This window comes from Tateyamaria armeniaca (assembly GCF_045797845.1).
GTDB lineage: Bacteria > Pseudomonadota > Alphaproteobacteria > Rhodobacterales > Rhodobacteraceae > Tateyamaria > Tateyamaria armeniaca.
Genome location: NZ_JBHDIY010000002.1, coordinates 1,874,368 through 1,896,275, shown reverse-complemented (window position 1 = coordinate 1,896,275; position 21,908 = coordinate 1,874,368). Strand labels below are relative to the sequence as shown.

Below are 21,908 nucleotides of genomic sequence, written 5' to 3'. Positions count from 1 at the left end.
CCCCGACGGTGCGGCCCATGTCGGAGCCGTCAAATGACATATCTTGAGCGATTGGCCCTTTGGCTGGGCCGCATGTCGGCATGGTGCTTTGCCGCGATCATCCTTGTCATGGTCTACGAGGTTGCGGCCCGCTACGGCTTCAACGCGCCGACGACGTGGGCGCACGAGGCCTCGATCCTGCTGGCGTCAGCCGGGTTTGTCTTTGGCGGTGCGTTCTGTATGGCCGAAGGCACGCATATGCGGATCTCGTTCCTTGTGGAAAAGCGACCCGGCCTTGCGCGGCTATCAAACGCGCTCAGCCTGATCGCTGGCGCAATCTATCTGTCCGGCCTCTGCTATGCGTCCTGGCGCATGGCGGAAAAGGCGCTTTGGCGGTTTTCCCTGTCAGGCGCGTGGGATCCGGAGCGGTCCGGCAGCACGCTCAACTCGCCCTTGCCCAGCTACCTCAAGGTGCTCTTGTTCGTGGGTTGTGTGATTTTCCTGTTGCTGGTGCTGCAACGCATGATCCCAAGGCGCAACGCCTGATGGACATCGGCACGATGACACTGCTGATCATCGGGGCGATGGGCCTGATGCTGATGCTTGGCGTACCGCTGGCCTTTGTGTCCGGCTCCATCGCCGTGGTGCTGGCCGTCACACAGTTCGGTTGGAAAGCGCTCTTTATCGTCGGCAGCCGCACGGTCGAATTCCTTGACAGTTTTGCGCTGATCGCGGTGCCGATGTTCGTGATCATGGCGTCCATCATGGAAAAGTCGGGCGTGGCAGGTGACCTTTACCGCGCCTTCCATGTCTGGGCCGGCGGCTTGCGCGGCGGCATCGGGGTGGTGACGACCTTTGTGGCCGTTCTGCTGGGCGCAACCACGGGCATCATCGGCGGCGAGATTGTCTTGCTTGGCCTCATCGCGCTGCCGCAGATGCTGAAACTGGGATACGACAAGAAACTGGCGATTGGCACGATCACCGCGGGCGGCAGTCTCGGCACAATGATCCCGCCGTCGATCATCCTGATCTTCTACGGCCTCACAGCCGAGGTCAGCATATCCCACCTGTTCCTTGCCACGCTTGTGCCGGGGCTGATGCTGGCGAGTTTCTATATCGCCTACATCCTGATCCGCTGCGGGTTCAATCCGGCCATGGGTCCACCCCTCAGCGCGGAAGAGCGGAACATGCCGCTTACCGACAAGTTCAGGCTGTTTGGCGGCGTGGCACTGCCCATGCTGGTGGCGGGTGGTGTGCTGGTGTCGATTTACGCGGGCTTTGCATCAATCACGGAAAGTGCGGCACTTGGCGCGTTCGGCGCAGCGATCGCCGCCTGGGTCCGTGGGCGATTCAGTTTCGAGATGTTGCGCGATGTGCTGATCCAGGCGCTCCGCACCTGCGGCATGGTGTTCTGGCTCGTCTTTGGCACCAACGCCCTGATCGGGGTCTATAACCTGATGGGGGGTATCGACTTTGCCCGCACCACGCTGGGTGGTGTTTCGAGTGAGCCTGCCGTGATCCTCGCCGTGATGATCGGTGTGTTTGTCCTGCTGGGCTTTTTCATCGACTGGATCGGTATCCTGTTCCTGACAATGCCTGTATTCCTGCCGGTTCTGACGCAGCTTGGCTATGATCCGATCTGGTTCGGCATCGTCTTCAACCTGTCCATGCAGATCGCCTACCTGACGCCGCCCTTTGGGCCCGCCTGTTTCTACCTCAAGGGGGCGGCCCCGCCGGATGTCACATTGCAAGACATCTTTGCCGCGCAATGGCCCTTTATCGCGATCCAGATCGCGGCGCTGATCATTGTCGTCCTTTGGCCCGGCCTGTCGCTCTGGCTTCCTCAACTGGTCTACGGGTGATCTTTCATGGCTGATGCTTCCATCCTCGACACGTTGCCGCGCCCACAGACCAACCGGTTGAGCGGCAAGGACCACCTGGCCTTGCTGGAACAGATGATGCTGATCCGCCAGTTCGAGGTGCGCGCGAAAGAGCTGTTCCTCAAAGGCGTGATCAAGGGCACGGCCCATTCCTCGGTCGGGCAGGAGGCCATTGCGGTGGGGGCTTGCCACGCGCTTGAGCCGCGAGATTTCCTGCTGACCCATCATCGCGGCCACGGCCATACCATCGCCAAGGGGGCGGATATCGGGCGCATGTTTGCCGAACTGATGGGCAAGGCTGAAGGCTATTGTGGTGGGATCGGTGGTTCGATGCACATCGCCGATTTTGACCTGAACATTCTGGGTGCCAACGGGATCGTGGGCGCAGGCATGGGGCTTGGCACCGGGGCGGCTCTGGCAGCCAAACTGCGGGGAGACGGCGCCGTGGGTATTGCATTCTTCGGCGATGGGGCGTCCAACGAGGGCATCTTCCACGAGGCGATGAACCTGTGCGCACTGTGGCAATTGCCACTGATCTTTTTTTGCGAAAACAACCAATATGGCCTGACCACATCAACCGAAAGCGTGGTTGCGGGTCAGGGCATTGCCGCGCGGGGCGATGCCTATGGCGTCCCCAATACCGTGATCGACGGCAATTCCCCCGTGGCCGTCTTTGACGCAGTTGAAAAGGCGGTGTTGCGGGCCCGCGCAGGTGAAGGCCCGACGCTGATCGAGGCGATGACCTACCGCTGGGACGACCATTCCATGCGCGCCAATCTGGATGGCTATCGCAGCACGGCAGAAGAATCGGGCTGGCGCGCCCGGGACCCCATCACTCGCCAGCGCAACTTGCTCCTTACCGCCGGTGACATCGACGACAATGAGGTCGACGCCATGCAGGCCGGCGTCCATTCCACCATCGAAGCCGCGATCGATTGGGCAACAGAATTGCCGGAGCCGGAACTGGAGGCTGCCCTGAAAATGGTCAAAGTTCCGGCGCAACCGGTCGGGAGCGCGGAGCCACAACCCGGCACCCGCTCGATCACATACAAACAGGCCATAAACGAGGCCTTCCACCTCGAAATGGCCCGTGATGAGCGCGTGATCCTGATGGGCGAAGATGTGGGCGCCATTGGCGGCATCTTTGGCACCACTGTCGGCTTGCAACAGGCATTCGGGCCGGAGCGTGTCCGCGACGTCCCAATCGCCGAAGGTGTGCTTGCCAATTGCGGTGTGGGTGCGGCCCTGCAAGGGTTTCGTCCCATCATCGAAATACAACTGTTTGATTTCGTCACCCTGATGATGGACGCCATCGTCAATCAGGCCGCCAAGGCGCGGTTCATGCTGGGTGGCAAGGCGCGCGTGCCCATCGTCTTCCGTGGGCCGCAAGGGGCAGGTATCCGTCTGGCCGCCCAGCACACGCAATCGCTCGAAATGCTCTTTGCCAATGTCCCGGGGTTAGAGGTTTACGCCCCCGCATCCGCCTATGACGCCAAAGGGCTTATGGCGGCGGCCATCCGGTCGGACAACCCGGTCGTGTTTCTGGAACACAAGCTGCTCTACCTTGGCGCCGAAACACCTGTCCCCGAAGAATCCTACGAGATCGCACCGGGGCGCGCCCGTATCGTGCGGCAGGGCAGTGACTGTACCGTCATCGCGACCCTTGCCATGGTCGAACGGGCCGAGCAGGCCGCCGAGCGTCTGGCAAAGAAGGGCATCAGCGTCGAGGTTATCGATCCACGCACGATCAAGCCGTTGGACATGGACACGATCCTGACTTCCGTCCGCAAGACCAACCGCGCGGTTGTGGTGCACGAGGCACCGCTGTTCGGCAGCTTTGGCGGAGAAATCGCGGCGTCGATCATGGAGCAGGCCTTTGACTGGCTCGATGCGCCCGTTGCTCGCGTGGGCGCACCCGAAATGCCTGTGCCTTACAACGACCGGCTGGAACGGGACTACATGCCCGACGCCCGCGACATCGCCGCCGCCATCGAAACCGTCTGCTACAGGAGGTAATCCCATGCCCACACGCAAAGTCATCATCCCCGAAGGGATGGAGAACATCTATGACACATACCACTACGCCCCCGGCATTCTGGTGGGCGACACGCTTTATTGCTCGGGTCAGGTGGGGCGCGATGCGGACTTGAATGTCGTCCAAGGGGTCGAGGCACAATGCACCCAAGCGTTCGAAAACGTGGGCAAGGTGCTCGCGGCCGCCGGGGCGGATTGGGATGATGTGGTCGAACTGGAAAGCTGGTTCGCGCCCGATATGGGCAATTTAAAGACCTTCATGGCAGTCAAAGACCGCTTTTTCACCAACCTTTACCCAACATGGACGGGCTTTGGCGTGCCCAGCTTTTCCATGCCGGGCATCATTGTCGAAATCAAATGCAAAGCCATTCTGGGGCTGACGTCATGACGCGCGACCTCAAGGCGCTGCTCCGCTCTGATCAGGTGAGTCTCGGTACATGGACGCAAATTGCCGCACCCGAACTGGTGGACCTGATCGGACTGAACGGTTTTGGTTTTACCATCATCGATTGCCAGCACGGGCCCTTCGGCATCGAAACGGCGGAAAACCTCGCTCGGGCGGCGGACGCCAACGGGATTGCCAGCGCCGTACGGCTGGCCGACAACGACCCGGTTCAGATCATGAAGGCGCTGGATGCGGGCATCCGTCACGTGGTCATCCCCAACCTTGAAACGGCTGCGGCGGCGCAGCAGGCAATTGCGGCCACGCAGTTTGCGCCGCATGGGCTGCGCGGGGCCTGCCCCTGCTGCCGCTCGGGCGGGCATTTCATCCGCAATTGGACCGAATACGTGGCAAAGGAAGAGGCCCGCGTGGGCGCCATTGCCCTCGTTGAAACCGCGAAGGGCGTTGAAAATATTGAGGACATTGTGCGCGTGCCGGGTCTGACCGCATTGATGTGCGGGCCATTCGATCTGTCTGTTTCCATGGGGTTTGAAGGCAACTGGCGCGCGCCCGAGGTCAATGCTGCGGTGGCGCACATGGTGGCAACCGCTGTCGCGGCAAAGGTGCCGGTGATGATGCCAGTCTTCTCTTCCGATCAGGACGAGGCAAAAAGTCTGATGGACCATTGGCGCAGCCGTGGGGTTTCGACCTTTGTGATCGGGTCGGACAAGATCCTGATCGCTGATGCTTTTTCGCGATGGACTGAGCGATTGACAGAATAGTCGTATTGATAGCCAGGTCGGAGCCTGCAGAGTTGGTCAATCAACGCTGGTGGTTTCTGGATGCTATGCCTTTTGTTTCGCGTGTTGCGCTTGGGTGGGCATCAAACACGATCTTTTCCCCACGCGGGCCACGCACATATTCCGTTCGAGACGGGGTGCGGCACGTGGAACATCAGAAACTTAGCGTGCCGACGCACTTCCGGTGTCTGGTTTGCACAGTAAGACTAAGAATCGCTCCAAGACATGGCCTGAAGACGTTTGACCTTGGCCTGCTCAAATCATCCGAATGAAGCGGCCAAATCATTTTCTTGGGGTGATCAGGCGGTTGGCTCTTTCGGCAGGCAGGTTCGAAACGCGAATTGCCAACTTCATGCGGTCGAACAAAAACGCTGGCGCGCGGTGGCGTGATCCATGTTAGAATTTCGATGAAGGAGGCGGTCCATGGATTTTGTTGTTCTGTCCAATGATCAGGCGATTTTCGATCCTGTCTTTTCTGCTGCAATCGTCGTGTCGTCCCCAGGTGTCATCACTGGCAGTACGCCACAGAACTCGAATGGTGTCACGGCCTGCGTGGTCGGGGACGAAGCGAGTGTGCTGGTGCCGGGCGTCACCTATTCTGTCGGCGCTATGGTCGGCGGGGTTGGATCACTCAGCATTCTTGCCCTTGGGCCAGATCAGCAGGCGCAGAAAACAACATCGGCTGGCCGTCCGCTGATCCTGAAAGGCACCCAGTTCCGCGCACAGCTACAGGTTATCGTCCCCGCCATGAACCCAATGAGCGGCTTTCCGGATCCCTTGCCGATCCATTTCGGCACGGGGAGTTTCCAAACGGTCAACACGGTTTACAAGGCATCGTGACGCGCACCCGCACATTTAGCGTCTGACCCACCTTGTGCCTTGGAAATGGGTGTTCGTTGCGCCGCCCCCAGTGAAATTGGGACCTACAAAAAGCTTGTAGTTGCCACCCAAACCGCCCTTCGAACGATTGAGCGATGAGCTGACCACCTGCAGATTGCTGGTGCGCGTCGTTGCGGAGTTGCGCGACCCCTGACCACTGTTGAACCCGGTTCTGTTCCAGTGCTGAACAAGAGGCGCCTTGTGGTCGACATCAAAATGGACCGTCCCCCCGTGGGATTGCGTGAAATAGCCACCGGCACGGGCACGGGCAATACTGAACCCCGCACGTGTCGCATTGCGACCGTGAAAAAGATTCATGTCGGCGCCGGGAAGCTTTACGCCGCGCACGGAATCCCACGGTTGCCAGTACTGTGTCACGCCAAAGCTGTTGATCTTTTGCGCCCGCGTGGAGCCGGGCAAGCTGGTCGCGGCGTCGTAATTCGACACTTGATTGTCGATCCTGCTGCGGATCGCTGCGATCCGTGTCGAAAAGAATGAACGCCGTGTCGCAACCCAACCTGCCGGTCCCTCGTAGAGGTCTGCGCGCACCCTTTCGCCGTTGAACCCGGAAGGGAAGCCGCGTTCATTTGGGACCGCTGCGTTTTCCGCCTCGTAGCCTTCCTTCACTTTTCGCCGCAACGTGGCACTCGACGCGCGGCTGCTGTAGAAAATTGTTATCAATTGATCTTTGGCGGCCCGGAAATTTGCCGTGCCCGAATTGATCAGACCTTTGACGCGGGTGATTTGGCTGTTGGGTGCGGCAGAATCGGCGTCCTTTACGCCGCCTTCGATGTGGGGTCCCATCGCGTTGCCGAACTGATGTGAGGCCAGCGCAGGTCTGGCAACGATATCGCGGACAGGGTTTTGCGCTTCAAGCGCGGTCTTGGCCTGAGGCCAGTCATTGATATGCGCCGCCTGCTGAACGGAGATCCTGTCCAGTGACCTTTCGATGGGTTGGCGTGCCCGCGCATGGCTGGCGTTGATGTTGGGGCGGAACTGCTGCTTGATATCCACCAGCACATTCTGAGCATCGCGAACCCGCGGGTTGACGGAGACCTCGAAATCGATGTCGCCATCGGTGGTGACCTGGTTGGGGCTGCTGTCCAGAATGGTGATCCGGATGCGACCGCGTTGCAGGCGTCGCTGATACCGGCTGCGCAACTGGTTGGCCTTGCGTCGGGCCGCAGCCAAAGCGCGCGCGGGATTTCTTTCCCGGCCCGGCCGTTTCAGTTCGCGTGCAATGGCGCGCACCACTGCCATTGGACTCATCGGTCGCTCTCGGCCCCTCCGCCTGCCACGGCCCCGTCCACGCCGACGCCTCAAGCGACGCAAAAGCCGTTGGACGCCCCGTTTCAAACGTCGGAACAGAGCGGTTATGGCGCGTGTGGCCGGGCGCCGGATCGCGCGGAAGATCTGTTGGATGCGACGCACGGCACCGCCGATGCCGACAAGCGCGCCGACGAAACTGAGTGCGACGGGCAAAAGCCGTTGCAAGACCGTGTTGATCGCACCAGCAAGCACGCCGACATTGCCATTGAGTACGGCAAGAGCGGTGCTCGCGATCGTGGAGACGAGTTCTGCCAGTTGTGCCGCGTTGTCGCGGAACCAAAGCACCACATCGATGATCGTCGACACGATGGTAATGACAGTGCCCGCCCCTCCGGACAGCAATCCAGACAGCAGGCCCAGCGCCTTTCGGATGCCTGCCACGACCAGCGATTGTGCAAGCGCCTGGCCGATCTTCTCCATCATTTCGCCTTTGATGCGTTCGAATTCGGCGCGTAAATGATCGTAAAGACCCGCAGGCCCTTCGTTCACCAGAATGTCAAACAAGCGTTTGATATGTTCGAACCCCGCGGCACCTGCCTCGATCATTGCGACGATGCGGCGGCCGAACACGCGGCGGGCAATATCTTTGATATTGGTCAGGCCCAGTCCCACCAGCTCCATGGCAAAGCCGATGAGGCTTTTGGCGTCGAACGTGGTCGGCACTTCAATACCCGCTGAGCCCAGATTGCCGGTCAGCCAGGTCACGACCGCGCTTCTGATATTGTTGCCGATGTTGTCCATGAACATCGTCAGGCCCTGCAAGATCCCGGCCCCGAGATTGCGCAGGAATTGTCCGGGCTGGCGCATGATGCGTGTTGCGGCATCCCCGACAATCGAGGTCAGGCGGTCGATCCACCCGGTTATGAAGTCAACGGCGGCGTTGTAGGCGTCGCGCGCGCTGTCGACCCAGGTCGAGTATTCGTCGCGCACCTGCTGTTCGATGTTGCGCACGCTTTCCAGCGCCCGGGCATAGCGCTGACCGAGACCGGTCACGAGTTCGCTTTGACTGCGGTTGATATCGCCCTCAAGCCCACTGAACCTTTCGTTCATCTGGTCCGAGATTTCGCTTCGGAAGTCCGCGAGGTCATCGCCCAGGGTAGACAGCTTTTCCTCGACCCGTCGTTTGCCATCCTCAACCAGTTCCTTGGCCTCGCGCAGGCCGGTTTCCACGATATCGGCGACATTTCCGATGGCCACGCGCATCTCTGCAATAAAGGCGCGCCGCCCTTCGCCGTAGAAGTCCCAGACTTCAGCGGGCGGGGAGTCAAACAGCTTGTCGGACAACAGATCGACAAGGTCTTCCAGCCAGTTCTTCTCGTAAATCTCCGCGTTGGTGCGGATAAAGTCCTCGAATGTGGACACAGCAGCATTGGCTTCGGTGTCGAAAGTCGTTGTGACATCCGTCGTCATCGTGTCGAGCCGGTCTGTCACCGCCGTTTGCGTCTCGGTAAAGATCGTGTTGACCTCGGTCGCGACTTCCTGCCGTTTGCGGGCATTCTCTGTCGAGGCGGCACCCTGATCATTGCCGACCGTGGCAAAGCTGGTCGCGCGGTTCTCGAACAGGTCGCTGACCCCTTCGCGGCCCGCCTGCGAAGCACCGCCACGTGCGTTTTGCAGCGCCTCGGCCTCTTGCGTGCGGTAGTCCTGCGGCGCGTTCTGTGTCGCCTCCTGAAGCCCGTCCTGCGCTTGGGCGGCAGCGCCCAGTTCGGGGTCAGCGTGTTCGTCCATGTAGCTGCGGGTCACGCACGCTTCGCGCAGGATGTTTTCAGTCCGCGTCGTCTCGGAGGTGAAGTCGACCTCGGACTGGGTGCGCGGTGGCGGCATGGCCCGGTCCGCCCGCACGCTTCCGGGTTGCGGACCCGGTGGTTCCACATTCAGCGTCTGCGCTTCGCGCGGCGACTGGCCGGGCCCCGGATCTTCTGTCGCGGCCCGGTTCAAAGGGTCGCGCGAGTCCTCGGCCGAGCTTTCCGCCTCGCTGTCAACGGCCCGTTTGACCTCGGCGGCCTTACCCTGCTCGAGAACTCCATGACGTCGTTCAGGACTTCGGGGGCAATCCGTTCGACCTCGTCCAGCACGCTTTGGATGAACCCCTCGCGGTCGAAAGCGGGTGGATTGGCGGCCTCCGTCTCCATCGTGGCGACCTGATCCGTTTGCGCGTGGGTACGGTTTTCGCCCTCTGTCACCGGTGCAGCATCATTGGCCGCATTCGATTTGTTTTCACCCGACTCGTGCTGCGCCTGATTGGCGGCGCGGTTTTCGCTGCGCCGTTCCATTGACGTGAATGCGGGGTCTTCGGATGCAGAGGTTGGAGAGGGGACAACCTCGACCTCTGGTACCGGCTCGGGGGGCGGGCATTCCTCGTCGCGTTTGATCAGGCCCGCACCGCGACCCTGATGGTACTGGCGCACGTGCGTGAGTTCATGGGCAATCAGGGCGCGACCCGCGCGGGTCTGCGGCTGAAACGTGCCCTGGCCAAAGACAACATGCCCGCGCGCGGCAAAGGCCCGCGCGCCGACGCGCGCTGCGGCACGCACGGCGTTTGGTCCGTGATGGATGCGCGTGCCGTCAAAGTCATGCCCCAGCATCTCGCCCATATCGCGCGCCAATTCGGCAGGTAGGGGAGCGCCGGGGCTGGACAGAACTTGTTCGACCGCGCTTTCTGCCTCAGCCGTGACCGGGACCTGGGCACTTGACCGTGCAAAACGCTGGACATCGGGCGGTGACTCTTCACTGATCGGCTCTTCTTCGACTTCGTCCACGGGCGGGCGGGACGCCTCCGGCGCATCCGTTCCGGCGCTGTCGCCACGACCGCCGGATGTCTGCGACGTCGTTGCCTGCGCCTTTGGGGCATCCGCGGCGTCCAGTGCAGAGGTGTCCGGCCCGCTGACCTGTGTTGGCGTCGAACCCTGCGACGCAGATTGAGATGGTGCGGGCGCGGATTCGATCGGGGTTGGTCGCTGCGTCACCATTGGATTGACATTCGGATCCGAACGGTAGCGTGGAGGCAGGGGCGATGTGACAGGCACATGCCCTTCATCGACGTCCCCGTCAGGCAGGGCGGCGCTGGCGCTGGTCTGTTCCAGATGGTGGTAAATGGCGTCACGTTCGCCTGCGCGCAACAGCTCCCATTCGGTCCGTGCGCCACGGTCATTGCGCAGCACGGTGAGGCGCAGTGTGTAATCCGGTGTTTCGATCACCCGCCGGGTTTCGGCGGCGGTGGCCCCGTCGGCCAGCAACGCGCGCAATTCCTCTGCACCCGGTCCATGGGCGGCCATGCGCAGGATTTCCGCCACTATGGTGCCGATGGCTTTGGGCAGTTGCCCGCTGGCACTGCCCACAAGACGTTCGAGGTGCCGCGCCAGCGCGTCATCGCGCGGCGACGTTGTCTGGCTATCGGCCTCGGGCCCAAAGACTTCACGCTGCACACGGTGCAGACCGCCTTGCTGCTGCAACACATGTGTCAGCTCGTGCGCCAAAAGCCGCCGCCCTGCATCCGTGTCAGGGCTATACTGACCCCGGTTGAAGACGATATGCCGTCCCACCGTGAAGGCGCGTGCCCGCGCCTCTTGCGACAGTGCCCTCGCCTGCATGCTAGTGTGGACCCTGACATGGGCAAAGGAATGGCCAAACCGGCTTTCCATGAAGCTGCGCAAGCCGGGGGCAAGCGGTGACCCGCCCGCACTTTTGAGGTGGTGCAACCTGTGTTCGAACCCTGAACTCATCCGGCGACGACGCGCGCCGGGCTGCGCCGCGGTCTGAACGTCCTCCTCATCGTCTTCCCGTTGCAGTGGCGCGGCTTGCGCCTCTTCTTCCTCACTTTCGCGTTGAAGCGGTGCCGCCTGCGCTTCCTCTTCCTCGCTCTCTCGCTGGAGTGGTGCAGCCTGCGCTTCTTCCTCCTCGCTCTCCCGCTGGAGCGGTGCAGCCTGCACGTCTTCCTCTTCGCTCTCCCGCTGGAGCGGTGCAGCCTGCACGTCTTCCTCTTCGCTCTCCCGCTGCAAAGGGGCCGCTTGAATCTCTTCCTCGTCTTCGCTTTCCCTTTGAAGCGGCGCGGCCTGCAGCTCTTCTTCCTCCTCTGCCTCGCGTTGCAAAGGGGCGGCCATGGCCTCCTCGTCTTCCTCTCTCTGCAGGCTTGGGGCATTTGCATCGTCTTTGGGCCGGTCCTGATCCTCGCAGGTGGCACACTTGGCCTGTAGCCCGCTCGTGGCCTGACGCTGAACACCGCCGCCACTGTCCGGGCCCGGCTTCTTGCGTTTGGACTTTGCCTGCTGCTCGGGCATCTGCATGATGCGGGCAGCGACGCTGTCGGCTTCCTGTTCGTATACATCGCCGGGCGCATTCACCGTCAGCTTGGCCTGCATCAATGCGGCCACCCCGTCGCGACGGGGCGCAGCCGGTGAGGCGCGGGCGGTCGGTTTGGGCTTTGCCGCCGGGCGCTGTTGCGCCTTGGGTTTGGCCTTGAGCGCCATTCTACCTCCCCGGTCCGCCTTGAAAGGGTGCGCCAGATCAAGCACGTAGTCCGTGTAGCGTGCTGTCTTGCGCACCTGCCGCCACCGCCCCTTGCCCATGAATCTGTGCATCCGTGCATTGTCGGCGGCGATCCGTGCGGCGGCCTTGCCGCTGGGATAATGCGCGCGGGACAACAGCTCGCAGAACCGCGGCAACAGGCCTCGTCCGCGGCTGGCGGGCATTAGAAACGCACAGACGATCCACATCACAGGCTCGCGGCCCTGGCCGGTATTGAAGGCGGTCGCCCGCGCAGCAAGGTAGCCGACACTGCGCCCGTTCTCGGTCAGAACATAGCCGCGAATGCGCGCAGACCCCGGATTGGGCAGGCGCAGTTGCGACGTCCAGGTCTGTACCCAAGGCAGGTCGGCAGGAGGTCAGGGCGCGAAACCCCAATCCTGCGCCCGCGCTCGGCCCGGGCCGCCCAATGCCGCGCCGAGGTTTCGGATCGTCCAGCAGGCGGACCTTGGATATGGACACGGTTCTAACCATCTCTGGGCAATATCCCCAGAATGGCGATCAGATCGAAGCGGAACTCGGTGCCCTGATCGACCCCCAGGCACCCTTCTGCAAAGGCCGAGAACAACTGATTGGCTGTACTGCGCACGGTGGCAAGAGAGACAAGGGTCGAACCGCTGGTCTCTTCCACTGGGGTCAGCAGAACGAGGTTGCCCCGATCCACCCGGTATTGCGGATCGCCACTGGGCGGATTGGACGTGCCGGCCTCAAAACTGCGCAGGGTCGAAACGAAGCCCAGATGCGTCGAGAGGTTATCCGTGCCCGAGGCAAGAAACCCACCCAGCGTAAGATGCGAAATCAGCGCGTCGTTGACGCCTTCGGCAATCCTGTTGCGGCTGAAATTGGCCGTGGCCCCAACGGTCACCACATGCGCCGACATGCGGGGCTGGCGGGCAAAGACAGTATCGCCGCTTTTCTTGGTGCCCGGATCCTCGACGTTAAGCGAAAACTGATTTGAGGTGCACTCCACGCTGTCCTGCGTGCACAACGCAACGGAAAAGCCCGCTTGCAGACCTGTGCCCACATCCGACGGTGACACCCAGCGCAGGGTGACCTGATTTCGGGAAAACAGAATTCGCCCCCCGGGTCCAATGCGCGGTTCCGCCCCCGGAGGATCGGTGTCGCGCTGCAGATATTCAGGCGTTCCGTCGGGCATCAACCACCGGTCTTCGGAGGGTTCGCCCGCGGGCAGATCCGTCGCCTCTGCCGGTGCGCCCAGATTGGTGATGGCCACGCAGGCGGCCTTGCCCGCCTCTTGCGCCACGGCGTTGCTGCCATTGGAAAAGAGGTGATTTCCCACCACCGAAACCGGCCCTGTGGCCCGCGCGGCCAGGGCAGGTCCATTCGGGTGGTCCACCACATTGCCTTGGACCCGCAATGAAAATCCAAACGGGTCCGCCTGATCCTGCGTGGCCGTGTTCGAGGCGACACCGGCCAGCGAGACAAAGATCCCAGCACCGGTGCCATCCGCCGAAGGGATACCGCCGGATTGTTGCAAGCCGTTGTTGCGAATGCGGTTGTCTTCGATCACGATCCGGTCGCCATAGAGAATTGAGACACCTGCGATCGGGTTTGGATCACCTGTACCGTTGTCGCGGATTTCGTTGCCGATCACATGAATGCCTTCGCCCTCGACCAGAAACAAGCCAGCATCCCGCGTGTCGCTGACGGTGAACTGGCCACCAAGCTCTGCCTCGCCTTCATCAAGCTTTTTGACCTTGGGCGCCGGGGCGAGATCGCGCAGGCGGTTCGACTGATCCACGCAGTTGCGAATGCGATTGCGTTCGATGGTGATCCGGTCGGTTGTGATCAGATCCCCCTGCCCTTCTTCTTCATCAAGCGGCAGAAGGGTCAGAACGGAGATGCCATTGGCGGACATATCCTCGATCCGGTTGTCCGTGATACGTATATCTTCCAGATCGCCTGCGGAACTGGCGTCATAGCGTATCTCTTCGACGGTGACCGGGCGCACCACGGAAAAGCTGGGCGCGCATGGGTCAATGGGGTTCAAAAGCCCGGTTCCCGCACCAAAGCCTGTGGTTGAGGTGGAGGTGGAGGTTTCAGACGTCCAAACGAGGCTGCCCAATGTGATCCCGTGTCCGACCCCGCCGCGGATCACATTGCGATCAAGATGCGTGCGGCGACTGCCACCGCCGAGCTGGATTCCGGCCCAGGCGGAACTGTCGCCCGTGTCGGGCAGGCTTTCGATCCGGCAGTCCAAAATCGTTATGTCTTCGCCTTGCGCAAACAGGGCGGCATCGTCCGTCAGTGATCCATCAAGATGCACCTCGCATCCCGTTACCATCACGTTGCGCGCGTTGCGGATATCGATGCCGGACCGGGTTTGCCCGCCTTCACCTTCGCGTTGATCTGCCAAGACCGTAAGCCCGTCGAGGTGCTGATCGCTGACAACACTGTCGGCATCGCCATCCGGTTCATTAATCTGCACCCCGACCTGCGCCACGGTTTCCAGCGTCAGGTCGCGCAGTGTCACCCGCGAACCGGTGACATAGATCACGCCTGGTGCGGGATCTTCGGCAAGGGGGCTGCGCATTATGCTTTGAAAACCACAGCCCTCAAGGATCACGTCGTCACGGTCGATCCGCACTTCCTCATCGTAGACCCCGGGCAGCAGGCAGACCTTGCCGCCGCCGGACGGCAGATTGTCGATCGCGGTTTGGATCGAAGTATAATCACCCACCGAGGTGACACCGTCGCCCACGCTGTGGGTGCAGCACCCATCGCCGTCCACCAGCGGATTGAAGCGCGCGCGGCAATCCTGCACCGTGTCGACGACCTCGGCGTTTTCCGGCTCGCCAGGTTCGGGCGGGCGGAAGGTGAGCATCGACAGTGGCGCAAACATGCGCTCAGGCCCATGTGGCGGCACGCCACCTGCCTGCGTCAGATCCCAGGGCACGACGGTGCGGGGCGTATTGGGACGCAGGGTCGCTATCCAAAAATCGCGGACGATCCCGGCCCCGTCAAAGACCGGCTCGATTCCGAGTGTGTTCAACAATGTATGCGGACCAGCGGTGTCCAGCAGAACCGGGTCGTCGTCATTTTCCAGCCGGTGCCAGAACCGGACAAAGACGTAATCCCCATCGGCGTCATTGTCGTTCGGCAAAAAAGCCCGGTTCGGGTGCGCATCGTCCCACTGTCGGGTCAGTGCTGCCAGCGCAGGCAGGTCCGCTGCGTCAAGGCCGAACCGGCTTGTTTCGGGATCAAACCCTTCGCTCACCCGCAGGAACACGCCTGCATCGGCCACCTTTTCACCCTGATCGAGGACAGCCGCCCAAGGCATGACTTCCACCACCGTGTTGCGCAGGGGCCAGCGGGTTGCATCGCGGGGCAGCGTGAGCATCTCGACCGGGATGGTCCCATCCTCGGGGGTGAGTCGTACGCGATAGATGCCTGCCGCGTTGTCGGGTGCAAAAACATAGCGGTCCGGCGCGGCCATCATGATCCGCAAGGCCGTGTTCTCGGCCCCCAGATACCGCCCCGGATCGTCAGGCGAACAGGGCGCGCACGGATCGAGCGCCTCACCCGGCACAAGGGTCAGCCGCAGCCGTGCCGGAGATTGCAGCTGTGTACCGCTGGCATTGAATGTCCCGCCTGTTGACGCTTCGATCCCGTCTCGCACAGCGTTCCAGGCGTCTTCGCAACTTTGCCCGTTCTCGACCTCGGAGACCTCGGCGCGCGCCATCCGCCGCACCCGTGTGGCGGTGTCCACTTGGCCCAGCGCGACCTCGTGAAATTCTGCATCCTCGATCGATGTGACCCATTGTTCCGTCGCACTCAGATAAACGAATTGCGAATGCGTCTCGCCCGGATTTGCCAGAGGAGCCGTGTCTGCAGTCATCTGCAGGTACTCGGGCTGGAGGGCCACCACATCGCCCAAATGTTCGTAGCGCCGCCCCTCGACATACAGCGCACCGGGCAAAAGCGTGTATGGCAGCACATCCACCGCGGCCTGCCCGTTATAGGACACTGGCTGCGGAATCATTGCGTCGCCCACCTGCAGGTCCACGGCAAAGCCCTGATCGGGACTGCCGGTCGGGCCGATCAGGTCGCGTAGCACGCGACGCTGGTCTTCGTCGTCCAGAGCCGCCCCTTCATTGCGGTCAGCATCCGTGACGACGCGGCCTTGCTGTTCCATCGCGTCGACATAGTGCTTGCGCGGTTGAAGCAGGAAACGGGAGATATCGCTGGCGTTCATTGGCCATTCCTCCGTGTGAGCGTGGACAGCCCGCGAATTGGGCTGGGGGTTTGTTGCGAACCGAATATGGCGGTGCAGAATGCGCGCAGGGTGGGCTGGGTCTGCACCGCGAGCGCTTCGCAGCGCTGGGACTGCAACCGGAACCAATTCAGATTGCCGCCTTCTGCAAAGTATCGATCCGCCTCATGGTTCTCGCATCCGAAGATGACGGGGCAATGGGTCAGGTGGTTGTCAAAGCCGGAGGTCAGAAACGGCGCTGTCGCTGCAATCGAAAGCTGCGTGCTTTCGACAGTTTCGGCGACACGGTTTCCGGTGGCTGTCACGGTTGCCCCGACGACCATGGCATGCGCGAAAATCGACCCATTCGGCACCTGCGCGCTGAGTTGATTGTCCGTGCAAGTGACGCTGCCACGGGAAAGGACCAGAACCGGGACCAGCTGGTCGTCGGACCCGGCCTCGGCCAGACGGGTGGAAATCTGATTGTCGCAAACCAGCACACCGCCTGTCGCCTCAATGTTTTGCGCAGGACCTGACAGGAAGGCTTGCAAACCAACGGGTTGGATCCAGCGATCCGGGCTTGGTTCTTGTGTGGGCAAGTCGATGGCTTCGGCGATGCGGGTGGGATGAACGATGGCGACGGTCGCGGCACCAAACGGGCCGCCGCCCACACTTTGGGCTGCAGTTTCCAGTGCATTGCCTGATATGTCGCAGAACCCGCCTGCCAGAAGAACCAATGCTGGTCCAACGCCACAGGTCACCGTATTTTTTCGATGCGAACATCGCTGATCGGCGTGTCCTGCACGACGAGTTCCAACAGGTTGTCCTGTGCCCGTGCACTCAGAACGATCCCGCCGGAAAGATCACGGTCCGTGGTCAAGGCACCTGTTCGCAGGTCTATCTTGTTTTTGCGCAAGACGATGCCCGAGCCAAATCCGGCGAATATCCCGCAGCGTGGGCCGGATGCCTCGGTCCGGCCGGGACCCGAAATCCTATTGTCCTCGATCGTCACCTCTTGCACATCGGACAAGGTGATCCCGCCTCGGGTGCGGTCTGCGTCCGGTGCGCCGGGACCAGCCGCATTGTCGCGCAGCCGGTTTCCCCGGATCGTTCCGCTGAGCACAAAGGTCTCGCGCCGCATGCACAAGGGCGCGGCGCGAGACACGTCGGAATGTACGACATTCAAGGCTAGCGCACCAATACCGCTGCCCCGACACCCCGAAATTTCGTTATCGGCAATGAGCACATCAGACATGGGCAAATCCGGTTCGGGGAAATAGTCCTGCCCATCGACTGGGACGGGTCCAAGCCGTGCTGTGGGAAAAGGAACACCTTCGTCGGGCGACATTTGCCCGAACCCGGTCGCCGCGTGCCCCAGATCGCTGCCATCGGTCGCGCGCCACTGCACGCTGCCAATCGTAATGCCGTGACCCAGCGCCCCGTTGACCCGGTTGCCGCGTATGTCGATCCCCGTGCTGTCACCCATGACGTGAATCCCGCCCCAGGCGCAGTCAATGCCATCCCCCGCATGCTGGAGCTGATTGTCTGCGATCAGGACATCCCCAAGCGATCGTACTTGTATGGCGCTGTGGGCGGATGAGCCCGGTGCGGTTTGGATTTGACAACGGCGAATGGTGCTGCGGGCCACGTCGATGGCACGAATGGCGTTCTGCACCGGGGCGGCATCGCTGGCGGCACAGCGCAACCTAAGATCCTGAAGAACGAATCCCGTACCAACCATGTCCACCGCGATCTGACCTGCGGCCTCAAGTGTCAGGTTGCGCAGAACAACGCGTCCACCTGTGCTGTCCAATCGGGCGATGGGGGCGTCGGTGCCTGTCGCGCGCAAGATTGTGCGCGCGCCGCAACCTTCGATGATGACATTGTCGCGGCCCCGCAATTCGAAAGCACCGTCAAAGTCCCCTTCCCGGATGCAGACCCGCCCACCAGAGGCGGGCAATGCGTCGATTGCGCTCTGCACATTCCGGTACCGCGTCCCCGCTCCATTCCCGACCACATGCGTGCAACAGCCCCGGTTGGTGATGGCAGGCAGGTTGGGACGGCAATCCTCGATCGACAGCACTTCGTGCGCCTGTCCAAAAAACGATTGCCATTGCACCAGCGCGAGGGGGCAAGCACTTCGACCGGACCATCCGGAGGCTGTCCGCCGACTGACATGACGTCCCAAGGCTGTATCCGGTCCGGTTGCGCCGTGCGCAACGTCGCGCGCCAGTAGTCGCCGCGCCGCCCGGTACCGGTAAAGACCGGCACAACGCCGGTTCGGCCCAGCGGCAGCCCCGCAGTCACGGGGAGGGCCGTGCCTTCGCCCGGCCGTTTGCGGTGCCAGATCCGCAGGTAAACATAGCCGACATCGCCCCCGTCACCCGTTTCCACGGGATTCAGCTCTGCGGCGTTGGGGTGGCTGGCGTCCCATTCCAGGGCGACCACCTCTTGTCCCGGCGGGGTTCCCGTCTTGACGGCCTTTTGCGCGGCCTCTTCAGGTGTTTGCGACGATTTCTTGGTTGCGGCCTGTCCAAGCGCCTGCACCGCCTGCGCATCCAGTTGCACGTGGAAGGAGCGATCAAGTCCATTGTAGGGCACGTCGACCGACCCCAGGAGGCCGACGCGCTCGGCCACCTTCTCGTTGCTCAGCGGTTGGTCGAACCCTTTGCCGCCGCCGGGTTGTCCGTTTTCTATAAGGACGGACCACGGCAGCAATTCGACCACGCGGTCGGTTTCCGGTTCGTGAAAGCTGTCTTTTGGTGGCGTCAGCATTTCCACATGCGCTCCGCCGCCATCCAGAATGACCTTGGCCCGGTAGATCGGCGCGCCCTCATCCGTTGCCCAGACATAGGTGTCGGTGGAGGCAAGCATCACGCGGATGGCCTGATCCTCACTGCCCAGATAGCGCCCGCGCAGGGTCGGATCACAGCCGGGGCAATCGCCGGGTGGTTCGGTTCCAAATGTCAGTTGCAAGCGCGCGTTTGATTGCAGAACACCAGTGTCCGCGTGATAGGTTGCCGTGTCGCCGTTGCCGAGGGTTTCCAGCACCTCGTCGAATGCGCTGGCACAGTCATCGGCATCGACCGTGCGTGTTTCAACCCGCCGCATCCGGCGCAATCGCAGCGCCCCGTCCGCACCATGCATCGCAGGCTCGAACAGCTCGGAGTCTTCGGTGGCGCTGACGGGTTGTTCCCAGACGCGCAAGACAGACAACTGGTTTTGTGTGCCAATCTGCGCTGGCGGTGCCGCCGCCGGTCCGATTTGCAGAAACTCGCGCTGGAACACGACCGATGTGGCCTTGGGCTGTTCCACATACCACCCGCCCAGATGCATCGATCCGGGCTTGAGATCGTAATCCAGCACAAAGGCCTGCACCAATGCGCCAAAACGCACCAGGCGCGACTGCACCACCTGCCCCACAACAAGGTCGGGCATAAAGCCGTCATCCCGGCTGCCGCGCAGTCCGACCACGTCGCGCAATGCGCTGGTAAAGTCATCCGCGCGGGCCACGCGCCCTTCATTCACGTCACTGTCGAGCAGGCGGCGCGCCTGTTGGACGCGCGTGCCGACGTAAGCCTTCTTGCTGGCCTTCATCAGTCGGGTGACGTCCGTGCTGCTCATTTCAACGCGCCTCTTCCAGGATGAGCGACAACAGGTGCACGGTGTCCCGCAGGGAATCTTCGCGGCGCTGCCAGTCCCGCTCGACCGTGAAATGCAGCGGCTCACCCGGACGCAGGCCTTCAAGGGGCACCTCGACTTCGACCAAGGCACCGGGTGGCACCCCGTCAAAGCGCAGCTCGACCGGGTCAGCTTCGTTTTGCGGAAGCGTATTGTCACGCAATCCGGAGCTGGGTGTGGCAAAGCGCACCTGAATGATTGCACCCCCGCCCCCGTCATCTTCGCCCGGAGCCCTGCAGAACGCCAGGCGCAGGCGCGTTCGCTCGGACGGAACGAAGGCCCAGAAGGCGGGCCGCAGGAAGACACCGGGGAAAGAGGCCACGTAGTTCCGGATCATCCCACTCATGTTTGCGCCTTGGTCGGTAAACCCGAACATTGCGGACACCGGCGGGCCATCTTCACGCGCATAAAGAAAGAAGCGTCGGTCTTCGTTCGTGACGATGCCGTCGAGGCTGCCGATTGTCTTGCCACCGTCGTCGCGATCAAAGCCATCCAGATCGATCTCGGCACCGGTAAACTCCGCGTCCATCCCGAAGTCATGCCAGACCTGTTCCATCTCTGGCTGGGCCGCGGCGCGCAGAAGTGGTCGAAAGTTCGAACTGTCGAGGCTGCGCCAGTGAAACAGACGTGAATAGCACGCCCGCATGCCGCGCATCCGCCCTTCCTCGGGCAGCGCACGAAAGATGAAATCAAGCCCCGGTTCGCGGTCTTCTGCAGCCGCTTGACTGATCATAAAAAGCCCGTAGGCGGCGCCCCGGTCCGGCGGGGTCTCGATATCCTCGTCAAAGCGCCACAAGGACGGTGTCTGGAACTCCGACCGGAATTCCAGAACTCCGTTCTCGGCATCGTGGCGCCAAATGCCCGGGTCTGTGCCATCGAAATTCCAACCCTGTTCTTCGGGGGTGGGCGCTTCGGCGCGGCGGGCATCATATTCCATGACGCGGTCGCATTTATCGAACGGGATCGAGGTGAAATTACAGATGCGAGGCCGCCGCAGCAGCGTGTCGGGCCGCCAGAACCCTTCGCGCCAGTAATCCGGGGCACCACCAAGATCGGCATCGCGGGGTCCGAGAACAATCATCTGTCGCCTCCTTGTGATGGCAATAGGCTGGCCGACATCAGCCTCAGCGACCCGCGCAACGTGTCGGCTTCTGCAAGAGAACTGCGTTCGATCAAAAGCGTGGCAGCACTGCCGTCGCGCAGCCCGGTCAAACGTAAATCAAGGATGGCAACGTCGTTGCCCGATGGGGCCGCGACCGCTCCTGTGACTTGGGTCCCGGCAAGGCCAGTCCGTGTCTGCTGCGGATCATCGGTGTAACGCACGGCAAATACCGCATCACCGCGCGCTGTCTGATCTGCCACAAACACCAGACGAAGTGTCGGATCATCGCCGGGCACCACGGCACGCAGTCTCACGCGCATGAAACGGCCCGGAGCCGAAAATACCGCGTTGCGCAGCCAAGCCTGTCCGCCCAGCCTGCGATTGAACAGGCCGAACTGTGCCACAAAACCCGGTTCCCCTTCCGCATCAGGCACGAATCCAAAGGCGCCCAAGGGAAGTTGATCAATGGCATCACCGACACTCAGCAGGGTTTCTTCTGCCCGAAGATCTGCTTGCATTGACAGTCTTTGCCAGACGGATCGTAAATCGCCGCGCGCCTCTTCGGTTACGGGCCGGATCGCGCCACTGCCATCCATCCGTACATATTGGAATTGGAGCCCGCCGCTCGTGTCGTGCCACCCTCCACGCGTTCCCGTGATCGACGTGTCGGTCTGCACCCCGTGGCGCACTTCGAAAAAGCCTGGTGCACCATCCACGACGCGGCCCGCAGCGCCGGGTGCTACCACGGCATAGCAATGGATCTGCTCGGGCACGCCGCGATCAAGCGGGGCGGAGGCCGAGAAGAACACGGGGTTGCCCGCAGGCGGCGCCGACATGGCCAGCAGCCCGTTTTCGAGCCGGAAGCGCGCTGTGGCGGGGCCAGTTGCAGTCCAGCCTTGCGCTTCGGGTCGGCTGCTCTGACGTGCATCGTATTCCAGCAGATAATCCACCTTGTCGAAAGGAATCCCCGGGCGTGTCGGTGCGCTGGGTTCGATCTCTCGATTTGGATCTGGCAGCCAGTCCACATTCCGCCAGAACTCCGGTGCGCCACCCAAATCGGCATTGAGCAGGTTGAGTGCGACCAGACCCTCCCTCACTTGAGGGTCGG

14 protein-coding genes are annotated in these 21,908 nt (G+C 62.1%); 6 read left to right on the top strand and 8 right to left on the bottom strand.

The window, feature by feature from the left end:
• Positions 1-33 precede the first annotated feature (33 nt).
• The 6 genes from ACERZ8_RS09640 (at position 34) to ACERZ8_RS09615 (ending at position 5,915) form a co-directional block, all read left to right on the top strand.
• Complete coding sequence (locus ACERZ8_RS09640; protein WP_407591990.1) at positions 34-525, top strand: TRAP transporter small permease subunit; 492 nt, start codon at positions 34-36, stop codon at positions 523-525.
• Positions 468-1,841 (top strand): TRAP transporter large permease, encoded by a 1,374-nt coding sequence (locus ACERZ8_RS09635; RefSeq protein ID WP_407591989.1) that lies wholly within the window; start codon positions 468-470, stop codon positions 1,839-1,841. The genes ACERZ8_RS09640 and ACERZ8_RS09635 overlap by 58 nt, the downstream gene beginning before the upstream one ends.
• 6 nt (positions 1,842-1,847) lie before the next feature.
• A complete protein-coding gene (locus ACERZ8_RS09630) occupies positions 1,848-3,875 on the top strand; it encodes an alpha-ketoacid dehydrogenase subunit alpha/beta (RefSeq protein WP_407591988.1) in 2,028 nt (675 codons plus the stop codon).
• A gap of 4 nt (positions 3,876-3,879) precedes the next feature.
• Complete coding sequence (locus ACERZ8_RS09625) at positions 3,880-4,281, top strand: RidA family protein (RefSeq protein WP_407591987.1); 402 nt, start codon at positions 3,880-3,882, stop codon at positions 4,279-4,281.
• Positions 4,278-5,057 carry an HpcH/HpaI aldolase family protein gene (locus ACERZ8_RS09620; RefSeq protein ID WP_407591986.1) on the top strand — a complete coding sequence of 260 codons (780 nt, stop codon included), beginning with the start codon at positions 4,278-4,280 and terminating at the stop codon, positions 5,055-5,057. Before ACERZ8_RS09625 ends, ACERZ8_RS09620 begins: the two co-directional genes overlap by 4 nt.
• A 441-nt stretch (positions 5,058-5,498) precedes the next feature.
• Positions 5,499-5,915 carry a hypothetical protein gene (locus ACERZ8_RS09615; RefSeq protein WP_407591985.1) on the top strand — a complete coding sequence of 139 codons (417 nt, stop codon included), beginning with the start codon at positions 5,499-5,501 and terminating at the stop codon, positions 5,913-5,915.
• 15 nt (positions 5,916-5,930) lie between these two features.
• On the opposite strand, the gene ACERZ8_RS09610 is transcribed toward ACERZ8_RS09615, so the two are convergent.
• The 8 genes from ACERZ8_RS09610 to ACERZ8_RS09575 all read right to left on the bottom strand — a co-directional run bounded on the left by ACERZ8_RS09610 (position 5,931) and on the right by ACERZ8_RS09575 (position 21,897).
• A complete protein-coding gene (locus ACERZ8_RS09610; RefSeq protein WP_407591984.1) occupies positions 5,931-9,107 on the bottom strand; it encodes a hypothetical protein in 3,177 nt (1,058 codons plus the stop codon).
• A gap of 110 nt (positions 9,108-9,217) precedes the next feature.
• Entirely contained in the window at positions 9,218-11,944 is a 2,727-nt protein-coding gene (locus ACERZ8_RS09605) for an eCIS core domain-containing protein (protein ID WP_407591983.1), read from the bottom strand.
• 326 nt (positions 11,945-12,270) lie between these two features.
• Positions 12,271-16,020 (bottom strand): DUF6519 domain-containing protein, encoded by a 3,750-nt coding sequence (locus ACERZ8_RS09600; RefSeq protein WP_407591982.1) that lies wholly within the window; start codon positions 16,018-16,020, stop codon positions 12,271-12,273.
• Positions 16,017-16,754 carry a hypothetical protein gene (locus ACERZ8_RS09595; RefSeq protein ID WP_407591981.1) on the bottom strand — a complete coding sequence of 246 codons (738 nt, stop codon included), beginning with the start codon at positions 16,752-16,754 and terminating at the stop codon, positions 16,017-16,019. The genes ACERZ8_RS09600 and ACERZ8_RS09595 overlap by 4 nt, the downstream gene beginning before the upstream one ends.
• Before the next feature lie 20 nt (positions 16,755-16,774).
• Positions 16,775-17,830: a right-handed parallel beta-helix repeat-containing protein gene (locus tag ACERZ8_RS09590; RefSeq protein WP_407591980.1), complete on the bottom strand. Its 1,056-nt coding sequence runs from the start codon at positions 17,828-17,830 to the stop codon at positions 16,775-16,777.
• Positions 17,791-19,641: a hypothetical protein gene (locus tag ACERZ8_RS09585; protein WP_407591979.1), complete on the bottom strand. Its 1,851-nt coding sequence runs from the start codon at positions 19,639-19,641 to the stop codon at positions 17,791-17,793. The genes ACERZ8_RS09590 and ACERZ8_RS09585 overlap by 40 nt, the downstream gene beginning before the upstream one ends.
• A gap of 1 nt (position 19,642) precedes the next feature.
• Complete coding sequence (locus ACERZ8_RS09580; protein WP_407591978.1) at positions 19,643-20,779, bottom strand: hypothetical protein; 1,137 nt, start codon at positions 20,777-20,779, stop codon at positions 19,643-19,645.
• A complete protein-coding gene (locus ACERZ8_RS09575; protein WP_407591977.1) occupies positions 20,776-21,897 on the bottom strand; it encodes a hypothetical protein in 1,122 nt (373 codons plus the stop codon). Before ACERZ8_RS09575 ends, ACERZ8_RS09580 begins: the two co-directional genes overlap by 4 nt.
• Positions 21,898-21,908 lie beyond the last annotated feature (11 nt).